The organism is Actinomadura kijaniata, assembly GCF_014138665.1.
Lineage (GTDB): Bacteria > Actinomycetota > Actinomycetes > Streptosporangiales > Streptosporangiaceae > Spirillospora > Spirillospora kijaniata.
Genome location: NZ_JACJIA010000012.1, coordinates 20,047 through 42,587 on the forward strand (window position 1 = coordinate 20,047; position 22,541 = coordinate 42,587).

Sequence of the window (22,541 nt, forward strand, 5' to 3'; positions counted from 1 at the left end):
GCGACGGAGATCTGGGTGGAGTGGGGAGAAGGTCGGCGAGGGGGGGTGGTCGGTGTCAGCGGGGCTTGGCCGGGGTGGGGGCGGGGAGGGTTGGGGCGTGGGTCAGGATCGCGTGTTCCAGGTGCTGGAGGGCGGGGCTCGGGTCGAGGCCCAGTTCGTCGGCGAGGCGCCGCCTTCCCTCGCGTCCGACCTCCAGGGCCTCGACGGTCCGTCCCATGGCGTGCAGTGCCCGCATGAGCTGGGCGCGCGGGCGTTCGCGGAACGGGTGGTCCGCCACGATCCCGTACAGCTCGCGGGCCACGTCGGCGTGCTGCCGCCGGGCGAGTTCGGCCTCGGCCCACTCCTCGGCCGCGGAGAGCCGGAGCTCGGTCAGCCGGAACGCCTCCGCCCCCGCCGGTTCGAGGTGGTCCTGCCCGTCGTAGGGGACTCCCCGCCACAGGGTGAGCGCCTCACGGATCAGCAGCGCGCCCCGCTCGGTCTCGCCGGCGGCGATGGCCTGGCGGCCCGACTGGATCCGTCCGGTGAAGCAGTCGGCGTCGAGTTCGCCAGACCGCGTGACGAGCGCGTACCCGGGCGGGTGGAACGTCAGCCGGTCGGGTCCCAGCGCCCTGCGCAGATGGTGGACGTAGCCCTGCAGCGTCTTGGCCGCCGTACGCGGCGGGACGCGGGGCCACAGCGCGTCGATCAGCCGGTCGGCCGAGACGGTCCGGCCGGAGTGGCACAGCAGGACCGCCAGCAGGTCCCTCAGTTTCGGTGACAGGGAAACGGGGGCGTCTCCCCTGCGGATCTCCAACGGTCCCAGTACGCGGAGCTTCACGGCCTGCCCTCATGTCTCGGTGTGCGTGTTGTGCCGGAGCGACCGGCTCCCTAAGGTCTAGGGCGTCTCGGAAATGTCCAAAATGGGTTCTCGACCTGCTCCGGACAACCGCCGGCAGGCGCTGGACAACGGGGGTGCGCAGTTGGGGCGGCCTGAACAACCGGTGGATCCGCTCGCCGGTCCGGTCGAGAGACTCGCCTGGGAGCTGCGCCGGCTCCGGGACCGGGCCGGGCGGCCGAGCTACCGGGAACTCGCCCAGCGCGCCCACTTCTCCCGGAGCACCCTGGCCGAGGCCGCCAACGGGATGCGGCTGCCGTCGCTGGAGGCGACCCTGGCGTACGCCGTCGCCTGCGGCGGTGACCGCGCCGAATGGGAACGGCGATGGCGCCAGGCCGCGGACGAACTCGAACGATCACAACGTCGCTGCCCCTACCCGGGCCCGCGGCCGTTCGGCGCGGACGAGGCGGATCTGTTCTTCGGCCGGGACCCGCTCGTCGAGGACCTGCGGAAGGCCGTTCAACGGTCACCGCTGACGGTGGTCCTCGGCGGCTCCGGCAGCGGCAAGTCGTCACTCCTCGGGGCGGGACTGCTCTCCGGGCTGACCGCCGACGCCCCGGACGCCGTTCTGATCACTCCGGGCGCGCATCCGGCCGGGAGGCTGCGTGATGCGCAGGTTCCTACGCCCGGCGTGATGGTCATCGATCAGTTCGAGGAGGTGTTCACGCTCTGCTCTGACGAGGACGAGCGCGCCGGGTTCCTCGACACCCTGGCCGGTCTGGTCACCGGCGCGCAGACCTCGCTGGTGATCGGGGTGCGCACCGACTTCCATGGGCGTTGCGCGGAGCATCCCGGCCTGGCCCCGCTGCTGCGCGACGCCGTTCGGCTGACGGTCGGGCCCGTCTCGGAGGCGGAGCTGGGCGCCATCGTCGGCGAGCCCGCGGCCAGGGTCGGGCTGGGGGTGGAAACCGACCTGGTGGCGGCCGTGGTGGCGGAGGCCGCCCAGCAGGTGGGAGCGCTCCCGTTCGTCGCGCACGCGCTGCGGGAGACCTGGAGCCGCCAGCGGGACGGCACCCTGCGGCTGGCCGACTACCAGGCGGCCGGGGGCGTGACCGGGATGGTCATGCGGACCGCCGACGAGCTGTACGACGAGATGGACGACGCTCAGCGGGACCTCCTGCGCGCCGTGCTGACGCGCCTCACCGCGCTCGGTGGCGGCGCGGAGCACACCCGCCGCAGGATCGAACGCGACGAACTGGCGGGCATCGGACCCGCCGGTGACGTGGACGCCGTACTCGACCGGCTCGTCGCGGCCCGGCTCGTCGTCGTGGACCACGACACGGTGGAGGTGGCGCACGAGGCGCTCATCCGCGACTGGCCCAGGTCGCGGGAGTGGCTGGACGACGACCGCGAGGCGCTCCTCCGGCGCCGGCGGCTCGCCGCCGACGCCGAGGAATGGGACCGGAACGGGCGCGGCGCGGAGTTCCTGTACCAGGGCGCCCGCCTGGCGGCCTGGGACGGGGACGAGAGCCCCTGGCTGAACGGGCGGGAGCGGTCCTTCCTGGCGGCCTCCCGCTCGGACGCGGCCGTCGAGCGGGCCCGGGCGCGTCGCAGGGCCCGTCTCGGCCTGGGCGGGCTCGGGGTCACGGCGGCGGTGGTCGCCGTGCTGGCCGTGCTCGCCCTCGTCCAGGCGGTCGACGCCGCCGCCGAACGCGACCGCGCCGCGTCGCGGCGGCTGGCGGTGGAGGCCCGCCGCCAGCTCTCGGCGGATCCGGAGCTGGCGCTGCTGCTGGCGACGGAGGCGTACGAGACCGAACCGACCCGGGAGGCCGATCTGGTGCTCCGGCAGGCCGTCCTCGGCTCCCGGCTGCGCGGCTCCCACCCCACCGCGCTGCGCCGTGCCGAGGGGATGGCGGCCACCGCGGACGGGCGGAGGTTCGCGGTCTGGGGGCCGGGCGCGGTCGCGGCGGAGCTGGAGGTCTGGAGCCTGGACGACGCCGGCAGCCCGCGCCGTGACCACCGGCTCCGGGCGGGCGCCCACCGGATCGTGAGCGCGGCGTTCGGTCCGGACGGGCGCGTGCTCGTCACCGGCGACGCGGCCGGGAAGGTGGAGGTGTGGGACCTCGCCGCCGCCGGTTCGCGCCGGGTCCTGGGAGAGGTCGACGGCGGCGTCGTCTCGGGAGTGAGCGTCGACGGGGACGGCCGGGTCGCGAGCGCGCACGCCGACGGGGTCCGGCTCTGGGATCCGGCGGGACGGAGGCCGCCGGCCGAGCTCAAGGTCCCCGGCGGCGCGGTCCGGGACGTCGCGTTCAGCCCGAGCGGTGACCTGCTCGCCACCGGAGGGGCCCGCTCTCCGCTGCGGATCTGGAACGTCACCGGGGACCGGCCCCGCCTGGAGCGGGAGGCGCGGGACGGCGGGCCCGAGCAGGTGGCGATCAGCCCTCGTGGACCGTGGGCCGCCGCCACCGACGGGGACGTCCCGCAGATCTGGGACATCTGGGAGGCGCCCGCCGGTGAGTGGCGGCCGCAGGTCGAACTCGCCCCCCACGCGCCGAAGCTGAACGGCCTGGCGTTCAGCCCGGCCGGGGAACGGGTGGCGACCTACGGGACGGACGGCGCGATCCGCGTCTGGACGACGGGCAGCACCTTCGACCCGCTGGTACTGCGCACCCACCGGGGGAACCCGCAGGGCGCGGCGTTCGGTCCCGACGGCAGGTCCCTGATCACCGTGGACGCCGACGGGTCCCTGCGGCGATGGGACGTCACGGCCGGGACCCCCGCGCTGGGCGGCTTTCCCGCCGACGGAGTGCCCAGGGCGCTGAGCGCCGACGGCGGCACCGTGGCGTCCGTCCCGGGGCGCGCGGCCTCGCTCCTGAAAGCGCAGGACATCCCCATCCGGGTGTGGGACGTCACCCGCGGCCGGGCGCTGCTCGACATCAGGGGACCGCACGACACCGCCTATCTCCTCGCGCTGAGCCCGGACGGGCGAAGGATGGCGGGCATCGGCGGCGCGGGCACGCTGACCCTGTGGGATCTGGGCAGGGGCGGAGCGGCGGTCACCGTGTCCGCCGCCTTCCGCGGTCGCCCGGTCAGCGTGGTCTTCAGCCCCGACGGCAAGCGGCTGGCGGTCGGCGGGTACGGCACGGAGACGCGGGTGTGGCAGCTCTCCCCGGCGGGCGGCCTGACGCGGCTCCAGGGCTGGGAGCGCGAGCCCACCGGCCGCCCCGAGGGACGGGTGGCCTTCAGCCCGGACGGTACCCGCCTGGCCGACGCGCGCTCCGACCACACCGTCGTCGTCTGGGATCTGACCGGCAGGGCGAAGCCCGAGATCCTGCGCGGCCATCGGGAGCAGATCACGGCGTTGGCCTACAGCCCTGACGGGCGGAGGCTGGCCGCCGCGGCGGTGGACGGCAGCATCCGGCTCTGGGAGGGCGGGGGCTCGGGCGCGCCGACGGCCATGTTGCGGGGCGCCGCGAACCGGGTCCGGAAGGTGGCGTTCAGCCCCGACGGCGCCTGGCTGGCCACGGACGAGCCCGAAGGAGGGCTGCGGCTGTGGCCGGCCACGGGCGCCGGCGAGCCGTTGGAGCTGGGCGGATGGGGCGCGAGCGGGAACCTCGTGGCGTTCGCCCCCGACGGGAGGCGGCTGGTCCGGGTGCTCAGCCGTCCGGTGTTCCTGGGCCGGCGGCTGGGCACCGGGCTCGGGTCGGACGTGGTCAGGACCTGGACCTGCGAGGTGTGCGATCGCGACAGGCGGCCGCTCGACCTGGCCAGGGCGAGCCGCACCCGCGAACTGACCCCGGAGGAACGCCGCGTCTTCCTCCGCCCGGACGACTGACCCCGCCGTGCGCCCGGACGGAGAGGGCGGCCCCGGGGACCGGGCGGGCCTCCGCCGATACCGCTCAGGCGATGAGGTCGCGTCCCCGGGGTTCCCCGTTGGTCAGTAGTAGAGGTAGAACGCGACCGCGCCGGCCCTGGACTTGGCCCACTGGAGCTTGAAGGGCACGCCGTCCCGCACGTTCCTGGTGAGCGCGACGGTCCTTCCGGGCCGGGCGTTGCGAGAGGGGACCGTGACCCAGGGGCCCATCGCCCTGCCACCGGGCGTGATCGCGCGCACCTTGACCAGCCGCTCGCGCTGACGCTTGACGATCTTGATGTAGATCTTGCTGTGGTGCCTGGTCGTCCGCAGCGCGGCCCCCCGGGGGTAGAGGACCGGGCGGACGGGCGCCAGCCGGACCGTGCGCACCGGGGGCCTCTTGGCCTCGGCGGCAGCGGCGCCGGCGGCCGCGGTGGTGGCCGAGGCGGCCGAGGCGGTGCCGGTGGCGGCGACGGCGGTGCCGGTGGCCAGGGTCGCCGCGGTCCCCAAGGCCACCACGACGCCGCCGGCTGAGGTCATCCGGCGCGCGAGCCGGGAACGTGCACTGCTCATCTGCTTCCCTCCTGGGACGTCTGGACTGACGATGCCGGCGACCGGAGCTGGGAACTTCCGGCCGCCGACGTGATCGATGTTCCGGGACGCCGGTTGGAGGACGGTTGGAGACCGGTTGTGGCGCGGCTCACCGGCACGTCCGGCGCCCGTTCGTCAGGCGCGCACGCCCCGCGTGGAAGGAGGACGGAGGGCGGTCAGTCGAGCATCCGGTCGATCAGCGCGTGCATGTGCTTGCGGAAGTCCCGTACGGCGGTCGGGTCGTCGACCCGGCGCAGGCCCCGCTCGGGAGCCAGCACGCCCGATCCCAGGAAACCGTGGATGCACCAGAGCATCGTGCTGAGCAGGTAGTGGACGTCCATGTCGGGCGGGATCCGATCGCCGAGGTTCCGGGCGACCAGCCGCAGCAGCGGACGGATGTACTCGTCCTCCAGACCGCTGATGTCGACCGCGTCCATCACCCACCGGTGCATCCAGAGGGCCCGGATGTGCGGGTGGTCGATCTGGAAGTCGAGGTAGACGTCGGCGACGTGGTGGAGGCATGCCTCCGGAGGGCAGCCGGCCAGCGCCTCCTGGAGCATCGCCCGCTGCTCCTCGAAGGCGTGCCGTGTCACGGCCAGGTACAGCTCGCGCTTGTCGCCGCCGACCGCCCGCACGTCCTGGACGCCGGTTCCCAGCGCGTCGGCGATGAGCTGCAGCGAGGTGCTGTCATAGCCGAGTTCGGCGAACAGCCGGGTGGCCACGCTCATCACCGCTGATCGCTCCATACCGCCACGCTAGGAGATGGCGTTTGAACTCCGTGCATCCGCGGCGCCATGGCGGATCAAAGCCGCGGGCGGCGGGGCCGGAGGGGTCAGGCCAGGGGGATCGGCCAGGTCTCCCGGCGGTGGGCGGCGTCCCAGAACATCCACTCGTAGCGGGCCGCGGTGGCGTAGTGGTGGAGCATCGCCGCGCGTTCGGCCGGGCCCAGGCCCTCCGCGTGGCGGTCGGTGACGGTCAGGACGTCGTCGACGATCTTCTGGAACCCGTCGCCGCCGTAGGTCGCGATCCAGCGGGCGTACAGGGGGTCGGGGGAGGAGCGGTCGACCAGGTCCGCGCCGACGCGGGCGTAGATCCAGTAGCAGGGCAGGACCGCCGCCAGGCCCTCGGCGAACGAGCCGGTGTGCGCGGTGGCCAGCAGGAAGTTCGTGTAGGCCACCGTGGTGGGGGAGGCGGGCTGGTCGACGCCGCCGAGTTCGTCGAGGAAGCCCGCGTGCAGGGCGCGTTCGACGGCGTTGGCGTTGGTGGCGTGCTCGCCGAACAGCGCCGTGCCCTCGGGGGTGGGGGCCTTGGCGGCGACGACGTTCAGGGCGCGGGCGTACTCGCGCAGGTAGTGGCTGTCCTGGGCGATGTAGTGGCGGAACGCCGCCCGGTCGAGATCGCCCGAGGTCAGGCCCTGGACGAACGGGTGGACGCGGATCCGCTCGTAGGTCGCGGCACCCGACTCCCACAGCTCGGACGTGAAGCCCATCGTTCCCCCTCCGGTCGCGTTGATCCTAGTCGAGGCGGATCGGGAGGTGTTTGAGGCCGTTCTGGAAGTTGGAGGCCATGCGGACCGGTTCGCCGGTGAGGGTGATGCCGCGGGGGAGCAGCTCGGTGAAGATCGCGCGCATCTGCGTGCGGGCCAGGTGCGCGCCGAGGCAGAAGTGCGGGCCGTGGCCGAACGAGACGTGGTCGTTGGGGGCGCGGGCCACGTCGAAGCGGTCGGGGTCGGGGAAGACGGCCGGGTCGCGGTTGGCGGAGGCGTGGTAGACGACGACCTTGTCGCCCGCGGAGATCTTCTGGTCGGCGAGGACGAGGTCGCGGGTGGCGGTGCGGCGGAAGTCCATCACCGGCGGCCAGTACCGCAGCATCTCCTCGACGGCGGTGGGGAGCAGGGACGGGTCGGCGCGCAGGCGGGCCAGCTCGGCGGGGTGTTCCAGGAGGGTGAGGAGGCCGCCGGGGACGCCGTTGCGGAGGGTCTCGTTCCCGGCCACGGCGAACAGGAAGAACATGTTCTCGAACTCGGCCGTCGTCAGCCCGCCCGACAGCATCCGGGACATGATGTCCTCGCCCGGGGCCCTCCTCTTCTCGGCGGCCAGGGCGTGCGCGTAGGCGAACATGTCGCGCAGGGCCGCGCGGGAACGCGGGTTCATCGGGCGGCCGTCGGGGCGGGTGAGCGACTTCGGCCGCCGGGCCACGGCCTCGCGGCCCATGGGCGTCAACGTCCCGGTGTCGGCGGTGGACAGGTCCGCGTAGTCGGCGTCCTGGTAGCCGATGATGCGGGAGGCCCAGTCGAACAGCAGGCGGCGGTCGGCGTCGGGCACGCCCATGATGTGCGCGAGCGTCCACACGGGCAGGTCGGCGGCCAGCTCGACGAAGTCCACCTCGCCGTGGGCGGCGGAGACCAGCGCGCGGGCGCGCGCCCGGATCGTCTCCTCCAGGGCGCGGACCGCGCGGGGGGTGAACGCCGCCGCCACGATCCGCCGCGGCCGGGAGTGGGAGGGCGGGTCCTGGTTGAGCATCATCGCCCGGACGAACTCCAGGTCCTCGGGGGTGTCGGGGTCCCGGATCTGCGTCGCCCCGAGGTGGGAGGAGAAGTCGGCGGGCGTGCGGAGGACGTGCCTGACGTCGGCGTGCCGGAGGACCGCCCAGTAGCCGGTGCCCGCGGGCCAGGGGCCGACCGGCGGCTCCGGGATCCACGCCACGGGAGTTTCCTCGCGAAGGCGGCGGAACATGGCGTACGGCACCCCGGCGGCGTAGGTCGCGGGCAGGAAGATCTCCTCACGCATGCCCCCAGCGTGCATGATGGCGGGGTGACGGTGAAGCCCGAAGACACGGTGAGGCCCGAAGACGGCGACAGGATCCTCCGGGACAACTTCGCGCCCTGGGTGCTCGACCTCGGCCTGACGGTCGAGGAGGTCGGGAACGGCACCGCGACGCTGCGGCTGCCCTGGTCGGACCGGCTGGCCCGGGAGGGCGGGGGCCTGTCCGGGCAGGCGATGATGGCGGCGGCCGACACCGCGACGGTGATCGCGGTGTGCGGGGCCCGGGGCGGGTTCGTGCCGATGACGACGGTGCAGCTCAACACCACGTTCCAGCGCCCGGTGAAGGACGCCGACGTGCTGGTTCACGTGGAGATCACCAAGCTGGGGCGGACGCTGGCGTTCGCCGAGGTGACGCTGACCGCCGAGGGAGGTTCCGCGCCCGTCGCGCGCGCCTCGACGGTTTACGCGATCCTGGGCTGATGCGCACCGAGCGAGTGGCCGTCACGGACGGCGAGTTCGACCTGCACGTGTGGACGCCCGAGGGCGGGCGGGGCCCCGGCCTGCTGCTGATCCAGGAGATCTTCGGGGTCGGGGCCTACATCCAGGACGTCGCCGAGGGGCTGGCCCGCGACGGGTTCGTCGTCGCGGCCCCGGACGTGTTCTGGCGGCTGGCGCCCGGCTGGGCCGTCGTCCACACGCCGGAGAAGGTCCAGCGGTCGCTGGAGCTGGCCGCGCGCTTCGACGAGGACAAGGGGCTGGCCGACCTGCGGGCGGCGCTGGCGCACCTGCGCCGGCTCCCCGAGGTGGACGGGCGCGCGGGGACGCTGGGCTTCTGCTTCGGCGGGACGATGGCCTACCGGCTCGCCGCCGCCGAACGGATGGACGCGGCGGTGTCGTTCTACGGGTCGGGCGTCCCCGCCATGCTGGACCTGCTGGACCGGATCGAGGCGCCGCTCCAGCTCCACTTCGGCGGGTCGGACCCCTACATCGCGCGGGACCGGGTCGCGGCGGTGGAGCGGGCCGTCGCGGGGCGTTCCCACGTGGAGATCCACGTTCAGGAGGACGGCGGGCACGCGTTCCACAACCACCGGGCGCCCATGTTCCACCAGCCCGGACCCGCCGCCCGCGCCTGGGAGCAGGCCGAACGCTTCCTCAGCCGGCACCTGCCCAGGTAGGCAGCGGCTCGCAGGCGGCGAGCCACGCGGCGGGCGGCTCGCCGACGATGCCGCCGACGATCGCGCAGACGGTGTCGACGTCACCGCCCGCCGCGGCCGCCGTCCAGAACGCCCTCACGTAGTCGTCCCGGTGGCGGGCGACGACCCACAGCGCGAACGGCACCGTGTCGTGCGCCGCGACCTGCCTGCCGTTGCCCAGCACCGAGGCGGCCACCGAGGGGTCGGCGATGGTGAGCAGCCGCCGGGCCTCCGCGATCCCGTCGCGGACCGTCCCGGCGGGCACGCGCTCCAGCACCGCGTCCAGGAACGGCCCCGGCGGCGACGGCGGCAGCGCGGCGGCCACGGCCACGGCGACCGCCCCCGCCACGGCCTCCGGGTGCGCGTGGGTGACCTCGGCGGACAGCGCCGCCTGCGCCACGAGCGTGTCGAGGTCGTCGGCGAACCAGGCCCCGAGCGGCGCGACCCGCATCGCGGCCCCGTTCCCCCACGAGCCGCGCCCGTCGAACGCCTCCCGCGCCAGCTCCCGCCAGTCCCCGCCCTCCCGGACGAGCCGCAGCATCCGGTTGGTGGACGGCCCGTAGCCCCGGTCGAAGTCGTGGTGCTCGGCGAACAGCGCGGCCAGCAGGTCCTGCTCGACCCGCCCGTACCGGTCCAGCACCGCGAACACCGAGCACGCCATCTCGGTGTCGTCGGTCCACTCCCAGGACCCCGGCGGCGTCTCCCGCCTCTCGAACGCGCCCCGGTTCTCCGGCACGAAGAACTGCGACCCGAGCGCGTCCCCCACCGCGAGCCCCCGCAGGGAGGCGAGCGCCCGGTCACGCCGTTCGGTGTCGGTCACCGGCTCCAGCTCCGTTTCGTCGATCAGGACCAGGCTGTCCTGGCCGACCGGAAAGACACCGTAGCGCCACGACCGCTCCCGTCCGTACGGGTCGGCGTCCCCGTACACGACGCCGCGCAGCCCGGCCACCTCCCACTCGCGGTTCCGCGGGGTGTCCGCGATGCGCACCGGGTCGCCGTCCCGGTAACGCGGCGTCCCGACCGGGTCGGCCTCGACGCCCGTCAGCCCGGCCCACTCGACGTCCGGGTGCAGGAACACCTCGCCGGGGTTGGCGTCACCGCGCGTCTAGACGGAGTCCCACCTTTCGAGGGTGTCGTCCCACCCGCCGGGCGCGAGGGCCCGCAACGCGTCCAGCACCGGCCCGACCCGCCCGCTCGGCGCGAGGCGGACCGTGAACTCCAGGTGCTCCGGGATCTTCCAGTACGGGCCGTGCTCGCGGACCGCCACCGCGCCGTACCGGCCCAGCGCCCCGCGCAGGACCGTCGCGACCTCCGCGCTCTCCGAGGCCGGGGCGTCGGGGAACCGCCGGACGGTGAAGACCCGCAGGTGCACGCTGCGGTAGGACGGCAGGCTCATCCGGCGGGCTCCGGCACCAGCTGCGACAGCTCCCTGCGCGACGAGATCCCCAGCTTCGGGTACGCCTTGTACAGGTGGTACTCCACCGTGCGCGGGCTCAGGAACAGCTGCGCGGCGATCTCCCGGCTGCTGATGCCCTCGGCCGCGAGCACCACGACCTGCCGCTCCTGGGGCGTCAGGCGGTCCAGCAGGTCGGCGGCCGTCGCGCGCTCGGCCGCCGGGGCGCCGCCCTGCTCCCCGGTCGCGCGCAGCTCGGTGCGCGCCCGCTCGGCCCACGGCGCGGCCCGCAGCCGCTCGAAGATCTCCAACGCGGACCGCAGCGGCCCCCGCGCGTCCGACCGCCGCCGGTGCCGCCGCAGCCACTCCCCGTACAGCAGCTCGGTCCGGGCCCGCTCGAACGGCCGGGTCGCCCGCTCGTGCCGCCGCACCGCCTCCGCGAACGGCTCCTCCGCGTCGGCCAGCAGCCCCTCGCACCGCGCCAGCACGCCCAGCGCCCACGCCTGCTCGCCCGCCCGCGCCCACGCGGCGAAGCGGTCCAGCGCGGGCCGGGCCCGGTCGGGCCGCCCGGCCCGCACGGCCGCCTCGACCAGGTCGGCCAGCGCCACCATCGCGATCATGGTGTGCCGCCGCGGCCCCTGCGCGATCTCCTCCAGCCGCCGCAGCGCCGCCTCGTGGCGGCCCCGCCCCAGCTCCAGCAGGGCGTGCGCGGCGTCGGCGTGCCCGCCGCCCGGCGCGGGCGCGTGCGCCGTCAGCTCCGCCAGCCGGTCCTCGTCGCCCTCGATGGCGGCGAGCCGGGCCAGCACCGCGTCCAGCCGCCGCGCCCGCCGCCCGAACCCGGTGTCGCGGGCCAGCGCGGCGGCCTCGGCGGCGGCGGCCCGGGCGTCGGCGTGCCGCCCGAACGCGATCAGCACCTGCGCCTGCGCCTGGAGCGCCATCGGCAGCGCGCCCACCTGCCCCTCGCGGCGCAGCCGCGCGACCTGCGCGGCGGCCAGGTCCCGGGCCGTCTCGTCCGCGCCGAGGATCACCGCGGCGTGCAGCGCGTGCGTGCGGTCCGCGTCCGCCACGGCCTTGGCCAGCAGCGGCATCCCGCCGCCGGGGTCGTCGTCGACCAGCAGCGCCAGGCCGCGCAGGAACCCGTCGTCCAGCAGCGCGGCGGCCTGCCGGACCGCGCCGGCCTCGCCGCCGGTCCAGGCGTACACGGCGGCGGTCCGCAGCATCGCCTGGGTGTCGCCGTCGGGGGCGTGGTCGATGAGCATGCGGGCGGCGGCACGCGGCTCGCCGCGCTCGTGCTCGACGGCGGCGCGGACCTCGGCGAGCCGGGCCCGCGCGGCGGGGTCGTCGGTGAGGCGTTCGGCGGCGGCGGCCATCTCCTCGGCGGCGGCGGCGTCGCCGGCCGTCAGCATCGCCTCGGCGGCCAGCAGCAGCCGGCGCCCGCGCGGCCCCCTGCCGGGCGTGAGCGCGGCGGCCTGCCGGTACAGGTACGCGGCGGTGGCGTACCCGGACTGGCGGCGCGCCAGGTCGCCGGCGCCCGCCAGCTCGGCGGCGACGTCCTCGTCCGGGGACGTCGTGGACGCCGCGCGGTGCCGCGCCCGGCAGGAGGGGTCGTCGGCGCTGTGGTAGAGGGCCTCGTGCACGGCGATCCGGCGGGCCACCGGAGCCGCCTGGTAGGCCGCGGACCGGATCAGCGGGTGCCGGAACGCGACCTCGGTGCCGGTCACCTCGACGAGCCGCGCCTGCTCGGCCGCCTCCAGGTCGGCCAGCCCCACCCCGAACCGCTCGGCCGCGCCCAGCACCGCGGGCATGTACCCGCGTCCCTCGGCCGCCAGGAGCAGCAGCATCAGCCGGGTCCGCTCGGGCAGCGCGGCGATCTGCCGCCGGAACGCCGCCAGCACCCGTTCGGTGACCGGCAGCGGCGCGTGGCCGCCGGCCGCCCGGGGCCCGGCCGCGCCGAACTCCTGGAGGGCGAGCGGGTTGCCCCTGGACTCGATGATCACGCGGCGGCGGGACGAGGGGGACAGGTCCAGGCCGGCCAGCAGCCGTTCGGCGTCGGCGCGTCCGAGCCGCTCCAGGTGCTCCTCGGGCAGCCCGGCCTCGGTGAACCCCTCCTCGCGGGTGGCGAACAGCACCACCACGCCCTCGGCCGACAGTCGCCGCGCCGCGAACAGCAGCGCCTCGGCCGAGGGCCGGTCGAGCCACTGCGCGTCGTCGACCAGGCACAGCACCGGCCCGTTCTCGGCCAGGTCCGCCAGCAGCGTCAGCACCGCCAGCCCGCTGGTGAACGGGTCACCGGGCTCGGCGCGGGTGCCGGGCACGCCGAGCGCGCCGCACAGCGCGTCCGCCTGCGGGCCGGGCAGCTCGGGCAGCCGGTCCCGGATCGGCCACAGCAACTGGGTGAGGCCGGCGAACGCGATCGCGGTCTCGGCCTCGAACCCGGTGGCCCGCAGCATCTCGCCCGCCCCGCCGAAGTACTCGGCGGCCCAGTCCAGCAGCGCGGATTTGCCGATCCCCGCCTCGCCGCGCAGCACCAGCGCACCACTGCGACTCCGGTCCCGCGCGTCGTCGATCAACGCCGCGATCCGGGTGCGTTGCGTATCCCGCCCGTAGAGCACGCTACAAACCTACGGTGCCAGGTCCCGAATACTTACGGATTCGGCCCGTAGCTGACCCTTCGTAGCTTCGTCACCAGTTGAGAACGAAGGGACAGAGAGCGATGAGCGAGCTTTTCGAGCCGGTGACCGTGGGCGCCCTGGAGCTGCCGAACCGCCTGGTGATGGCCCCGATGACCCGCAGCCGCGCGATGCGCGCGGGCGAGGTCGACGAGCTGACCGCCGAGTACTACGCGCAGCGCGCCTCCGCCGGGTTGATCGTCACCGAGGGGACCCAGCCGAACCAGGTGGGACAGGGGTACATCTGGACGCCGGGCCTGCACACCGAGGGCCAGGTGGCCGCGTGGCGCAAGGTGACCGACGCGGTGCACGCCGCCGGGGGACGTGTCTTCGTCCAGTTGCTGCACACCGGCCGGGTCGGGCACCCGTCGCTGCACGGCGAGACACCGCTGGCCCCGTCGCCGCTGCCGTCCGGGGAGCAGCTGTTCACCCCCGAGGGGATGCTGGACCACCCCGAGCCGCGGGAGATGACCCTTGACGACATCACGCGGACCATCGAGGACTTCACCACCGCCGCGCGCAACGCGATCGAGGCCGGTTTCGACGGCGTCGAGCTGCACGGCGCAAACGGCTACCTGATCCACCAGTTCCTCGCCGACGGCAGCAACCGGCGCACCGACGCCTACGGCGGTCCCGTCGAGAACCGCATCCGCTTCGCCGTGGAGCTGACCCGCTCGGTCGCCGACGCCATCGGCCCCGAGCGCGTCGGCCTGCGGATCTCGCCCGGGAACCCGTTCAACGGCATGAGCGAGAGCGACACCGACGAGCTCTACGTGGCGCTGGCGCGCGAGCTCGCCCCGCTGGGCCTGGCGTACGTGCACATCATGGAGAACGTCAACCGCGACACCACCCGCAAGATCCGCGCCGAGTGGCCCGGCACGCTGATCCTCAACCCGCACCCCACCCCCGAGTCCTACCCGGCCCACCCCGAGCACGGCGAGGAGGCGCTGCGCGAGGGCGTCGCGGACGCGATCGCGTTCGGCGAGCTGTGGCTGGCCAACCCGGACCTGCCGGAGCGGATCAGGGCGGGCGGCCCGTACAACGAGGCCGACCGGGCGACGTTCTACGGCGGCGGCGCCAAGGGGTACACCGACTACCCGGCCCTGGGCTGAGACGGACGAAGGCCCGGCCTCCCGCGGTGCGGGGGCCGGGCCTTCCGTGGGTCCGTGGATCAGAGACCGGGGCGGACGGCGCCGTTGTAGACGCGCTTGTAGTAGCTGTTCAGCTTGACCTTCTTGATCCGCTTGCCCGAGGACGGGGCGTGGATCATGTAGCCCTTGCCGACGTAGATGCCCATGTGGCTGCGGCCGGAGTAGAAGAAGACCAGGTCGCCGGGCTTGAGGCGCTTGCGCGAGACCTTGTGCCTCACGGCGCGGTAGATCTGGGTGGTGGTGCGCGGCAGCTTCACGCCCGCCTTGCGCCAGGAACCGCCCGCCAGTCCGGAGCAGTCCCACGAGCGCGGGCCGGTGCCGCCGTAACGGTACGGGTCGCCGATCTGCTTGTAGGCGTAGCGAACGGCGTAGTTCGCGCGCTTCTTCTGCCTGGCCGCCCGCTCCTTGGAGACGCGCGCCTGCGCGGCCGCCATGGGGGCGGCGGCCACGGTCGCCTGGGCCGGGGCGGCGGCCTGGGCCGGCGCCGCGGCGAGCAGGGAGGCTCCGAACACGGCCGCCGAGGCGAACGCGACGCCTCCGGCGATCGTCTTACGGGACAGGACGGACTTCGGGGGGGTGAGGGGGGTATACAGGACGACTCCTGGACTCGCTGGCGATGCCTACCGGGCAGGCCCGCGCGGGGGTTGCACCGCGGACGGGGGGATGCGCGCGGCCGGGGTTCCGGCGCATGGGAGGGCACCGGGGCGGCCGCTTCCGGCTCCGTGCTTCCTGACCGCACGGACGCGGCGTTCGACGGCGGGCTGTGGGCAGCGGGGGGCAAGGGGGCCACGCGCCGCTCGTCGTTCGAACTGTTCTGTTATCTCGGACGAACGCTGGGATGCGTCGCGCGGATCGGCAGGAACGTAGCCAGAGTCCGGGATATCTGGCAAATCTCGGGGACGTTATCGGGGCTCCCGGCGGCCGGCCGAGACCGTTCATTCCCCGTTCTGCCTGCGCCGATCCCCGAGGTTTCCGAGAGTTGTGATCTGGCTCACAGTTTGCCGGATTGGCGAGGAACGCGGGATCCGGTGGGGCGGCGAGGGCGGGCGGAAACCCCTTTAACGGCCCGCCCGCCATCACCGTCAGTAGCCGCTGGATCAGCGACCGGGGCGCACCGCACCGTTGAAGTTGCGCTTGTAGTAGCCGGAGAGCTTGACCTTCTTCACCCGCTTGCCCGAGGAGGGCGCGTGGATGAACCGGCCCTTGCCGACATAGATGCCCATGTGGCTGCGCCCCGAGTAGAAGAACACCAGGTCACCGGGGCGAAGGTTCTTGCGGGAGACCTTGGTCCGCACCTTGCGGTAGATCTGGGTGGTGGTGCGCGGCAGCTTCACGCCCGCCTTGCGCCAGGCGCCGGTGGCCAGGCCCGAGCAGTCCCAGGCGTTGGGGCCGTTGCCGCCCCACCGGTAGCGGTCGCCGATCTGCCGGTGCGCGAACCGCACCGCGACCGCCGCGCGACGCTTCTGCCTGCTGCTTCGCGACTCGGCGGCGGCCTTGGCGGGAGCCGCCGCGACGGTCGCCGCGGCGGGTGCCGCGCCGGGCGTCGCGGAGGCCGCCGCGGCGGGCGCGGCGGGCAGGGCCAGCGCCGTGGCGCCGGTCGCCAGGCCGATCGCCAGAAGGCGGGGGCTACGGGGGGACGGGGAGATACGGAGGCCGTTCAGGATTGCTCCTCACATCGCCGTTCATGCCTACCGGGGCAGCCGGGGAGCGGGGGAGTGGAAAGGCTCCGGCTGAGGAATCCGGACGCCTCGCGGGACCGGGGTCCCGGTGGCGTCCCGGCCCGGCTCCACGCCTCTGGTCTGCGTGGACTCGGCGGGACGGCCGCGTGCGCGCCGCCTTACCGGCGCGCGGCGCCCACCCGGGAAACCAGGGTCCCGGGGGTGGCCGTCCCTGTTCGGTCGTGGCCGCGGCTCCGATGCCGCTGGACGGCGACGAACGTAACCCGGTCAACTCGGAACGGCAACGGACGAACGGCATTCTTCCGGCATTTCGAAGATCAATCGGTGATTACCCTGTGTGATATTCGCTGGCGAAAGCCAATGGCGATTTATCCGTTTGTGATGCCAGCCACAATCGTCCTTCCGGGTCGTCCTATCGACCTCCGTGCGCCGGATGTCCGAATCGCTGAATCGCCTTCGGGGCCGGGGATCCGGCGAGAATCCGGTGTCCCCGGGGCAACGGAAAAGCGCCCGCCGGAGAGCGGGCGCGGGCGGTTTTCCGGTCCGGTCGTCGGCCCCTGTCGGCGCGTCCGATGGCCGGGGCCGGTCAGATCACGATTGTGTTATTCGAACGTCGCTCTTCGTGGTTCCCGTCAGCTCCACCGCCGACAGCGGGATCGCGGACGACAGAACGACTGGAGGTGGAAGGCGGTCGTCCCCTTGAGCTGGAGCAGTGCGTTCATGCGCCCACCGTGAGGCGCGTCACGCGCGTGCCTGAGTAGGAGAGCGGGGGAGCTACTCGGATCGCGCGGAGTACCCGGACGCCCGGCCGCGTGCCCGGAAGCGGCCATGCCGCGCGTGTCGACGGCCACCCCTCCCGCACCTGCCACCCCATACGTGTCCATGCTCGGAGGGAGCTTCCGTGTTCGGCCGGTTCCGTGTTCCGCGAACGTCCGCCCTCGCCCTGGCGGCCCTGCTGTCCGCCACCCTGTCGACCGTGGCCGCGCCACCCGCGGCGGCGGATCCCGGGCCTCCGGCGACGGTCCGGTTCCCCGCCGGGTTCCACTGGGGCGTGTCCATGTCCGACTTCCAGTCCGGCGGCTCGTTCCCCGACAGCAACTGGACGCGCTACGCGAAGCGCCGGGCGTTCGGGGTCAGGGACCCCTACGGGAACTCGGTCGACTTCCGGCACCGCTACCCCTCCGACCTGCGCCTGGCGAAGGAGCTGGGCGTCAACACGTTCCGGACCTCGATCGAGTGGGCGCGCGTCGAGCCGCGGCGCGGCGTCCGCGATCCGGAGGCCCTCGCCTACTACGACGACCTGGTCCGCCGCGTCCGGGCCGCCGGAATGCGCCCGATGCTCACCCTCGACCACTGGGTCTATCCCGGCTGGGTCGCCGACCAGGGGGCCTGGGACAACCCCGCGACCGCCCGCGCGTGGCTGGAGAACGCCCGCTTCGTCGTCCGGCGCTACCGGGGCCAGGGCGTCATCTGGATCACCTTCAACGAGGCCAGCCAGTACCTCTACCAGGAGCTGACGGCCCGCCCGATGAACCCCGTGCAGCTGGCCACCATGCGCGCGGCCCTGGTGCGGACGCACCGCGCCGCCTACGACATGATCCACGAGCTGGACCCCGGCGCGCCCGTCTCCAGCAACGTCGCCTACGGCGCGGCCCTCAACCCGGTCCTCGACGCCGCGCTGTTCAACGACGTCACCGACAAGATCGACTTCATCGGCCTCGACTACTACCACGGCGCCGGCCTCCAGAACGCCCTGGCCGGGAACGCCCTCGCCGGCGAGGTCTGGAAGGCCGCCCCCGAGCCCGAGGGCCTCTACCACGCCCTGCGGAGCTACCAGCGCCGCCTGCCGCACCTGCCGGTCTACATCGTCGAGAACGGCATGCCCACCGACGACGGCCGCCCCCGCCCCGACGGCTACACCCGCGCCGACCACCTGCGCGACCACCTGTACTGGGTGCAGCGCGCCATGGCCGAGGGCGTGAAGGTCATGGGCTACAACCACTGGAGCCTGACCGACAACTACGAGTGGGGCAGCTACCGGCCCCGCTTCGGGCTCTACACGGTGGACGTGCGGACCGACCCGACGCTGACCCGGCGCCCCACCGACGCGGTCCCCGCCTACCGCGCGGTCATCGCCGGGCGGGGCGTGCCGCGCGGGTACGTGCCCAGGCGCAGGCCGGGCTGGTGCTCGCTGGAGGACCCGGTCGCGACCTGCCTCGGCCGGACGCCGACCCCGCCCGCCGACCGGCGGCGCCCGGACGGCGGCTACTCGGCTCCCAGGCAGTAGACCGCGTACGCCTGCTGGATCACCGGCAGGGCGACGTTGCGGACCCGGACCCCGCCGGGGGTCACGCCCTTCTCGCTGCCCTTGTGCGCGTGGCCGTGGACCGCCAGGTCGCAGCCGGACGCGTCGATCGCCTCGGCGATCAGGTAGCTGCCCAGGAACGGGTAGATCTCCGGCGGCTCCCCGCTCAGCGTCTCCTCGACGGGGGAGTAGTGCGTCAGGCAGATCCGCGTGTCGCAGTCCAGCCCCAGCAGCGCCGTGCCGAGCCGTTCGGCGAACGCCTTGGTGTGCCCGACGAACGCCTTCATCTCCGGCTCGCCGAAGTCGCTGGCGCACCTGCCGGCGAACCCGCCGCCGAAGCCCTTGCCCCCGGCGATCCCGACGCACGTGCCGCCGCACTCGACGGTCGTGCCCTCGCCCTCCAGCACGGTGATCCCGGCGTCCTCCAGCACGCGCGTGATGTCGTCCTGCTGGTCGGAGTGGTAGTCGTGGTTGCCCAGCACGGTGATCACCGGGACGCCGAGGTCGTGCAGCTCCTCGGCGGCGACCTTGCCCTCCTCCACGGTGCCGTGCCGGGTCAGGTCCCCGGCGACCAGCAGCAGGTCGGCGTGGTCGGGCAGGCCGGTCAGCCGCTCCCGGTAGGCGCCGGCGACCTCCGGCCCCACGTGCAGGTCCCCCACGGCGGCGACGCGGATCATGAAAGCCTCTCCTCCCCGCCCGGCTCGCGCACCGGGACGACCGACACCTCGTTGCACACGCGCCGCCCCTCGGCGGCCACCCGCGCGGCCTCCTCGATCTGCTGGCACTGCTCGGCGCTGGCGACCTGCCCGTGCAGGTAGACCACGTCGTCGCGCACCTCCACCTTGATCCCCAGCTCGTGGGCCCGGGCGGCGAGCCGCTCCTGGATGTGGGCGGCCAGGTACTCGCTCACAGGAAGTCCCCCTCGATGACGCCGAGCCGGTGCAGCAGGGTCAGGAACGCGTAGGCGTACGGCGAGTCGGCGGTCTGCGCCGCCACGCGCGGCCAGTCCACCTGCTCCCGCAGCGACCGGCACACGTGCAGGAAGCCGGAGAAGTCGCAGGTCGTCTCGGTGAACGCCAGCAGCCGCATGATCACCAGGTCGTCGGCGCGCAGCACCGGCATCCGCACGGCCGCGACCGTCAGGACCTCGGCGCGCTTCAGCAGCTCGTCGTCGACCGTCCGGCCCGCCGGAGAGAAGATCAGGTCGATGAGCTGCTCGCCGTCATAGATCTTGGTCAGCCAGTTCTCCGGGCACTCCCGGTGCTCCATCCCGGCGGCCGTGAGCACCCGCACGGCCTCGGGAACGTCACTCTCGCGCAGCACGAAGTCCACATCATGGGTGGACTGCGCCGCGCCGCGCGCGTAGGCGGCGCATCCACCCGCCAGGGCGAAGTCCACGTCCGCCTCCTGCAGCACCGACGCGGCCCTCTTCAGGCTCAGCAACAGTCCCTCGGCGGCGGTCTGCGAGGGCGTCGCCGCCGCGGTGCCCGATTCACCCACCCGGTCCCCCTCACGTCTCACGGTCGCATGCCGGTCGTCTCGTTCTCCCGTCCCGGGATGCGGGCTGAGGTACCCGGGAACGCGCCAGTCATGCAGACCGGAGGCATGTGGGCCGGTTTGGGCGGGACTCTCCGATGATCAATGCTGGAACGATAATCGTTTTCATGTGAAGCTGGGGGCGTCACTTCCCCGTGAGAGGAGATCGGATGTCCCTGACCGTCGACGACCGCCTGCTGGAGCAGGCCCGCCGGGGCGAGGTGGACGACGCGGCGTTCGTCGCGTGCGTCCGCGAGTCGCTGCCCTACGCCTGGCAGGTCGTCAGCGAGGTGGTCGCCCGGATGCGGGCCACCGACACCGGATTCGCCGACAACCAGACCCCGCCGCCGGACGAGGCCGCGCGCGGCCAGTTGCTGCGCGCGCTGGCCTCCGACGCCATGCGGGGCGCGCTGGAACGCCACTTCGGCGTGCGGCTGGCGTTCCAGAACTGTCACCGCCTGGCGGCGTTCGAGCCGGGCGCGGCGGGCAGTGCCGAGCGGTACGCCACGTTCACCTCACCGAGGGCGCAGCTGCTGAACCAGTCGCCGGAGCTGGTGGACTGCTGACCCCTCACCCGGAGCGGAGGAGGCCGAGCACGGCCTCCTCCGCCGGGCCCTGGGTGGCCAGCTCGCCGGCCGCCACGTCCACGCCGAGCTCGGTCAGGGCCGGGGCGATCGTGCGGCCCTTCTCGTACAGCTCGATGACGCGCGGGTCGATGTAGGAGGCGCGGGCCACCGCCGGGGTGTTGCCGAGGTAGTCGGCGACCTCCTGGACGACGCGGGCCACCGCGCGCTTCCGCTTGGCCTCGGTGTCGGCGGCCCGGACCGAGACCGCGAGGCCGACGGCCGCCAGCACCGTGGCGTGCCAGGTGCGGAAGTCCTTGGCGGTGAAGTCGCCCTCGGTGATCTCGCGGATGTAGTCGTTGATGTCGGTGGTGGTGACGTCGTGCCAGCCGTCCGGGGTGCGGTACGCCAGCAGCTCGGGGCCGTCGTCCCGGCGGCGCTTGAGGCCGGTGACGACCTTGCAGACGTCCTCCTCGGCGATCGACTGGTGGCGCTCCTTGTTGCCCTTGGCCAGGTACTCGAACGCGATCCGGCCCCTGCTGCACGTCACGTGCTCGCGCAGCACCGTCGCCAGGCCGTAGGTGCCGTTCGCCTCGGCGTACTCCTCGCCGCCGATCCGGAAGAAGCCCAGGTCGATGAGGCGGACGGCGGCGGCGAGGACGCGTTCGCGGGTGTAGCCGCGTCCGGTCAGGTGCGCGGTGACCCGCTCGCGCACCCGGGGGAGCCGTTCGGCCAGGTCCAGCACGCGGTCGTGCTTCTCCCGGTCGCGCTGCTCGCGCCAGACCGGGTGGTAGAGGTACTGCCGGCGGCCCGCCGTGTCGGTGCCCACGGCCTGGATGTGGCCGTCGGGGGAGGGGCAGATCCACACGTCGGTCCAGGCGGGCGGGATGACCAGAGCCTTGACGCGTCCGATCTCGTCGGGGTCGCGCAGCGGCTGCCCGTCGGGCCCGAGGTAGCGGAAACCCCTCCCGCAGCGGCGCCGGCCGTAGCCGGGCTCGGCCGGGTCGCTGCGGGTGAGTTCCACGTCCACGCTCATCCGGGATGGATCTCCCCTCCGGCCGGGACCAGGTTCTGGCCGGTGTAGTAGGACGACAGCCGGTCCGCGGCGAAGAACACGTACGACGGCGCGATCTCGTCGGGCTGCGCGGCGCGGCCCATCGGGGCCTGCTTGCCGAAGTCCTCCACCTTCTCCTCGTCGAAGGTCGCCGGGATCAGCGGCGTCCACACCGGGCCCGGCGAGACGCAGTTCACCCGGATGCCCTTCTCCATGAGGTTCTGCGCGAGAGACTGGCCGAGGACCACGGCGGCGGCCTTGCTGGCCGAGTAGTCGATCAGCGTCTTGTTGCCGCGCAGGGCGTTGATGGAGCCGGTGATGACGATGGAGGAGCCCTCGGACAGGTGGTCCAGCGCCTCCTGGACCGTCCAGAACAGCGAGAAGACGTTCACCTGGAAGGTGCGCGTGAGCTGCTCGGTGTCGATCTGCCGGACGTCGTCGACCGGCTCCTGCGTGCCGTGGTGCAGCACCAGCACGTCCAGGCCGCCCAGGTCGCGCGCCGCGTTGCCCACGACCTCGCGGGCGTGCCGCTCCTCGGCCAGGTCACCGCCGTAGGTGACGCACCGGCGGCCCTCCGCCTCGACGAGCTTGGCGGTGTGCCGGGCGTCGGCGTCCTCCTCCAGATAGGTGATCGCGACGTCCGCGCCCTCCTTGGCGAACGCCACCGCCACCGCGCGGCCGATGCCGGAGTCGCCGCCCGTGACCAGCGCCCGTTTCCCCGCCAGCAGTCCGCTGCCGGTGTAGTCGCGCATCTCGTCCTGCGGCTCGGGTTCCATGTCGCCGGTGCGACCCGGGTACGGCTGGCTCTGCGCTGGGCGTTCACTCATGAGTCCCCCTCTTCACGGTGTCGGCGGGGCGATGCCCGGCCAGCGCCCGGGCAAACCCGGCACCCGGGCGACCCCGGGTAACCCCGCGCTTTCGCTGCCGCGGGGGTGCTGGCAGAGTGTGTTCTGACCTGTGGGTAACATCACCCCG

The 22,541-nt window shown here is 73.8% G+C and carries 21 protein-coding genes; 6 read left to right on the top strand and 15 right to left on the bottom strand.

Going from position 1 to position 22,541, the window contains the following annotated elements; all coding sequences use genetic code 11:
- Window positions 1-55: 55 nt before the first annotated feature.
- Window positions 56-817 carry an AfsR/SARP family transcriptional regulator gene (locus tag HNR61_RS35160; protein ID WP_182847473.1) on the bottom strand — a complete coding sequence of 254 codons (762 nt, stop codon included), beginning with the start codon at window positions 815-817 and terminating at the stop codon, window positions 56-58.
- A 163-nt stretch (window positions 818-980) separates the two neighbouring features.
- Here HNR61_RS35160 and HNR61_RS50195 point away from each other — a divergent pair, with 163 nt between their 5' ends.
- A complete protein-coding gene (locus HNR61_RS50195; RefSeq protein ID WP_182847474.1) occupies window positions 981-4,649 on the top strand; it encodes an nSTAND1 domain-containing NTPase in 3,669 nt (1,222 codons plus the stop codon).
- Window positions 4,650-4,751: 102 nt separating this feature from the next.
- On the opposite strand, the gene HNR61_RS35170 is transcribed toward HNR61_RS50195, so the two are convergent.
- The 4 genes from HNR61_RS35170 to HNR61_RS35185 all read right to left on the bottom strand — a co-directional run bounded on the left by HNR61_RS35170 (window position 4,752) and on the right by HNR61_RS35185 (window position 8,047).
- Entirely contained in the window at window positions 4,752-5,240 is a 489-nt protein-coding gene (locus tag HNR61_RS35170) for a hypothetical protein (RefSeq protein ID WP_182847475.1), read from the bottom strand.
- 194 nt (window positions 5,241-5,434) lie between these two features.
- Window positions 5,435-6,004 carry a TetR/AcrR family transcriptional regulator gene (locus tag HNR61_RS35175; protein ID WP_182847476.1) on the bottom strand — a complete coding sequence of 190 codons (570 nt, stop codon included), beginning with the start codon at window positions 6,002-6,004 and terminating at the stop codon, window positions 5,435-5,437.
- 86 nt (window positions 6,005-6,090) lie between these two features.
- The gene (tenA, locus tag HNR61_RS35180) at window positions 6,091-6,747 is read right to left on the bottom strand and encodes a thiaminase II (RefSeq protein WP_182847477.1); all 657 of its coding nucleotides are present in this window, start codon (window positions 6,745-6,747) and stop codon (window positions 6,091-6,093) included.
- A 25-nt stretch (window positions 6,748-6,772) separates the two neighbouring features.
- Window positions 6,773-8,047 carry a cytochrome P450 gene (locus HNR61_RS35185; RefSeq protein WP_182847478.1) on the bottom strand — a complete coding sequence of 425 codons (1,275 nt, stop codon included), beginning with the start codon at window positions 8,045-8,047 and terminating at the stop codon, window positions 6,773-6,775.
- A gap of 24 nt (window positions 8,048-8,071) precedes the next feature.
- Here HNR61_RS35185 and HNR61_RS50200 point away from each other — a divergent pair, with 24 nt between their 5' ends.
- Both HNR61_RS50200 and HNR61_RS35195 read left to right on the top strand, forming a co-directional pair.
- Complete coding sequence (locus HNR61_RS50200; protein ID WP_220510195.1) at window positions 8,072-8,503, top strand: PaaI family thioesterase; 432 nt, start codon at window positions 8,072-8,074, stop codon at window positions 8,501-8,503.
- Complete coding sequence (locus HNR61_RS35195; RefSeq protein WP_182847479.1) at window positions 8,503-9,198, top strand: dienelactone hydrolase family protein; 696 nt, start codon at window positions 8,503-8,505, stop codon at window positions 9,196-9,198. The genes HNR61_RS50200 and HNR61_RS35195 overlap by 1 nt, the downstream gene beginning before the upstream one ends.
- On the opposite strand, the gene HNR61_RS35200 is transcribed toward HNR61_RS35195, so the two are convergent.
- The 3 genes from HNR61_RS35200 to HNR61_RS50205 are packed head-to-tail and all read right to left on the bottom strand — an operon-like array spanning window position 9,176 to window position 13,221.
- Complete coding sequence (locus HNR61_RS35200; protein ID WP_312898257.1) at window positions 9,176-10,294, bottom strand: ADP-ribosylglycohydrolase family protein; 1,119 nt, start codon at window positions 10,292-10,294, stop codon at window positions 9,176-9,178. The two genes, HNR61_RS35195 and HNR61_RS35200, sit on opposite strands and share 23 nt — an antisense overlap.
- Window positions 10,295-10,321: 27 nt before the next feature.
- Complete coding sequence (locus HNR61_RS35205; RefSeq protein ID WP_182847480.1) at window positions 10,322-10,612, bottom strand: hypothetical protein; 291 nt, start codon at window positions 10,610-10,612, stop codon at window positions 10,322-10,324.
- Window positions 10,609-13,221, bottom strand: a complete 2,613-nt coding sequence (locus HNR61_RS50205; RefSeq protein WP_182847481.1) for a helix-turn-helix transcriptional regulator — start codon at window positions 13,219-13,221, stop codon at window positions 10,609-10,611. The genes HNR61_RS35205 and HNR61_RS50205 overlap by 4 nt, the downstream gene beginning before the upstream one ends.
- 101 nt (window positions 13,222-13,322) lie before the next feature.
- On the opposite strand from HNR61_RS50205, the gene HNR61_RS35215 reads away from it, so the two are divergent.
- Complete coding sequence (locus HNR61_RS35215; RefSeq protein WP_182847482.1) at window positions 13,323-14,390, top strand: alkene reductase; 1,068 nt, start codon at window positions 13,323-13,325, stop codon at window positions 14,388-14,390.
- A 59-nt stretch (window positions 14,391-14,449) separates the two neighbouring features.
- Here the strand turns inward: HNR61_RS35215 and HNR61_RS35220 are convergent, their stop codons facing one another.
- Entirely contained in the window at window positions 14,450-14,941 is a 492-nt protein-coding gene (locus HNR61_RS35220; RefSeq protein WP_312898258.1) for a C40 family peptidase, read from the bottom strand.
- 585 nt (window positions 14,942-15,526) lie between these two features.
- A complete protein-coding gene (locus HNR61_RS49550; RefSeq protein WP_312898259.1) occupies window positions 15,527-15,871 on the bottom strand; it encodes a C40 family peptidase in 345 nt (114 codons plus the stop codon).
- A gap of 1,138 nt (window positions 15,872-17,009) precedes the next feature.
- Here HNR61_RS49550 and HNR61_RS35230 point away from each other — a divergent pair.
- Complete coding sequence (locus HNR61_RS35230) at window positions 17,010-18,395, top strand: glycoside hydrolase family 1 protein (RefSeq protein ID WP_182847483.1); 1,386 nt, start codon at window positions 17,010-17,012, stop codon at window positions 18,393-18,395.
- On the opposite strand, the gene HNR61_RS35235 is transcribed toward HNR61_RS35230, so the two are convergent.
- From HNR61_RS35235 to HNR61_RS35245, 3 genes are read right to left on the bottom strand one after another with little or no spacing between them, the layout of a single operon-like run.
- Window positions 18,374-19,090, bottom strand: a complete 717-nt coding sequence (locus tag HNR61_RS35235; RefSeq protein WP_067831423.1) for a metallophosphoesterase family protein — start codon at window positions 19,088-19,090, stop codon at window positions 18,374-18,376. The genes HNR61_RS35230 and HNR61_RS35235 overlap by 22 nt on opposite strands.
- Window positions 19,087-19,323: a BON domain-containing protein gene (locus tag HNR61_RS35240; protein WP_182847484.1), complete on the bottom strand. Its 237-nt coding sequence runs from the start codon at window positions 19,321-19,323 to the stop codon at window positions 19,087-19,089. Before HNR61_RS35240 ends, HNR61_RS35235 begins: the two co-directional genes overlap by 4 nt.
- Complete coding sequence (locus HNR61_RS35245; RefSeq protein WP_182847485.1) at window positions 19,320-19,913, bottom strand: nucleotidyltransferase; 594 nt, start codon at window positions 19,911-19,913, stop codon at window positions 19,320-19,322. The genes HNR61_RS35240 and HNR61_RS35245 overlap by 4 nt, the downstream gene beginning before the upstream one ends.
- Before the next feature lie 206 nt (window positions 19,914-20,119).
- On the opposite strand from HNR61_RS35245, the gene HNR61_RS35250 reads away from it, so the two are divergent.
- Complete coding sequence (locus tag HNR61_RS35250) at window positions 20,120-20,515, top strand: SCO5389 family protein (RefSeq protein ID WP_067831428.1); 396 nt, start codon at window positions 20,120-20,122, stop codon at window positions 20,513-20,515.
- A 4-nt stretch (window positions 20,516-20,519) separates the two neighbouring features.
- Here HNR61_RS35250 and HNR61_RS35255 read toward each other — a convergent pair whose 3' ends face one another.
- Window positions 20,520-21,548: a DNA topoisomerase IB gene (locus tag HNR61_RS35255; RefSeq protein ID WP_220510196.1), complete on the bottom strand. Its 1,029-nt coding sequence runs from the start codon at window positions 21,546-21,548 to the stop codon at window positions 20,520-20,522.
- Window positions 21,545-22,393, bottom strand: a complete 849-nt coding sequence (locus HNR61_RS35260; RefSeq protein ID WP_182847486.1) for an SDR family oxidoreductase — start codon at window positions 22,391-22,393, stop codon at window positions 21,545-21,547. The genes HNR61_RS35255 and HNR61_RS35260 overlap by 4 nt, the downstream gene beginning before the upstream one ends.
- Window positions 22,394-22,541: the final 148 nt, after the last annotated feature.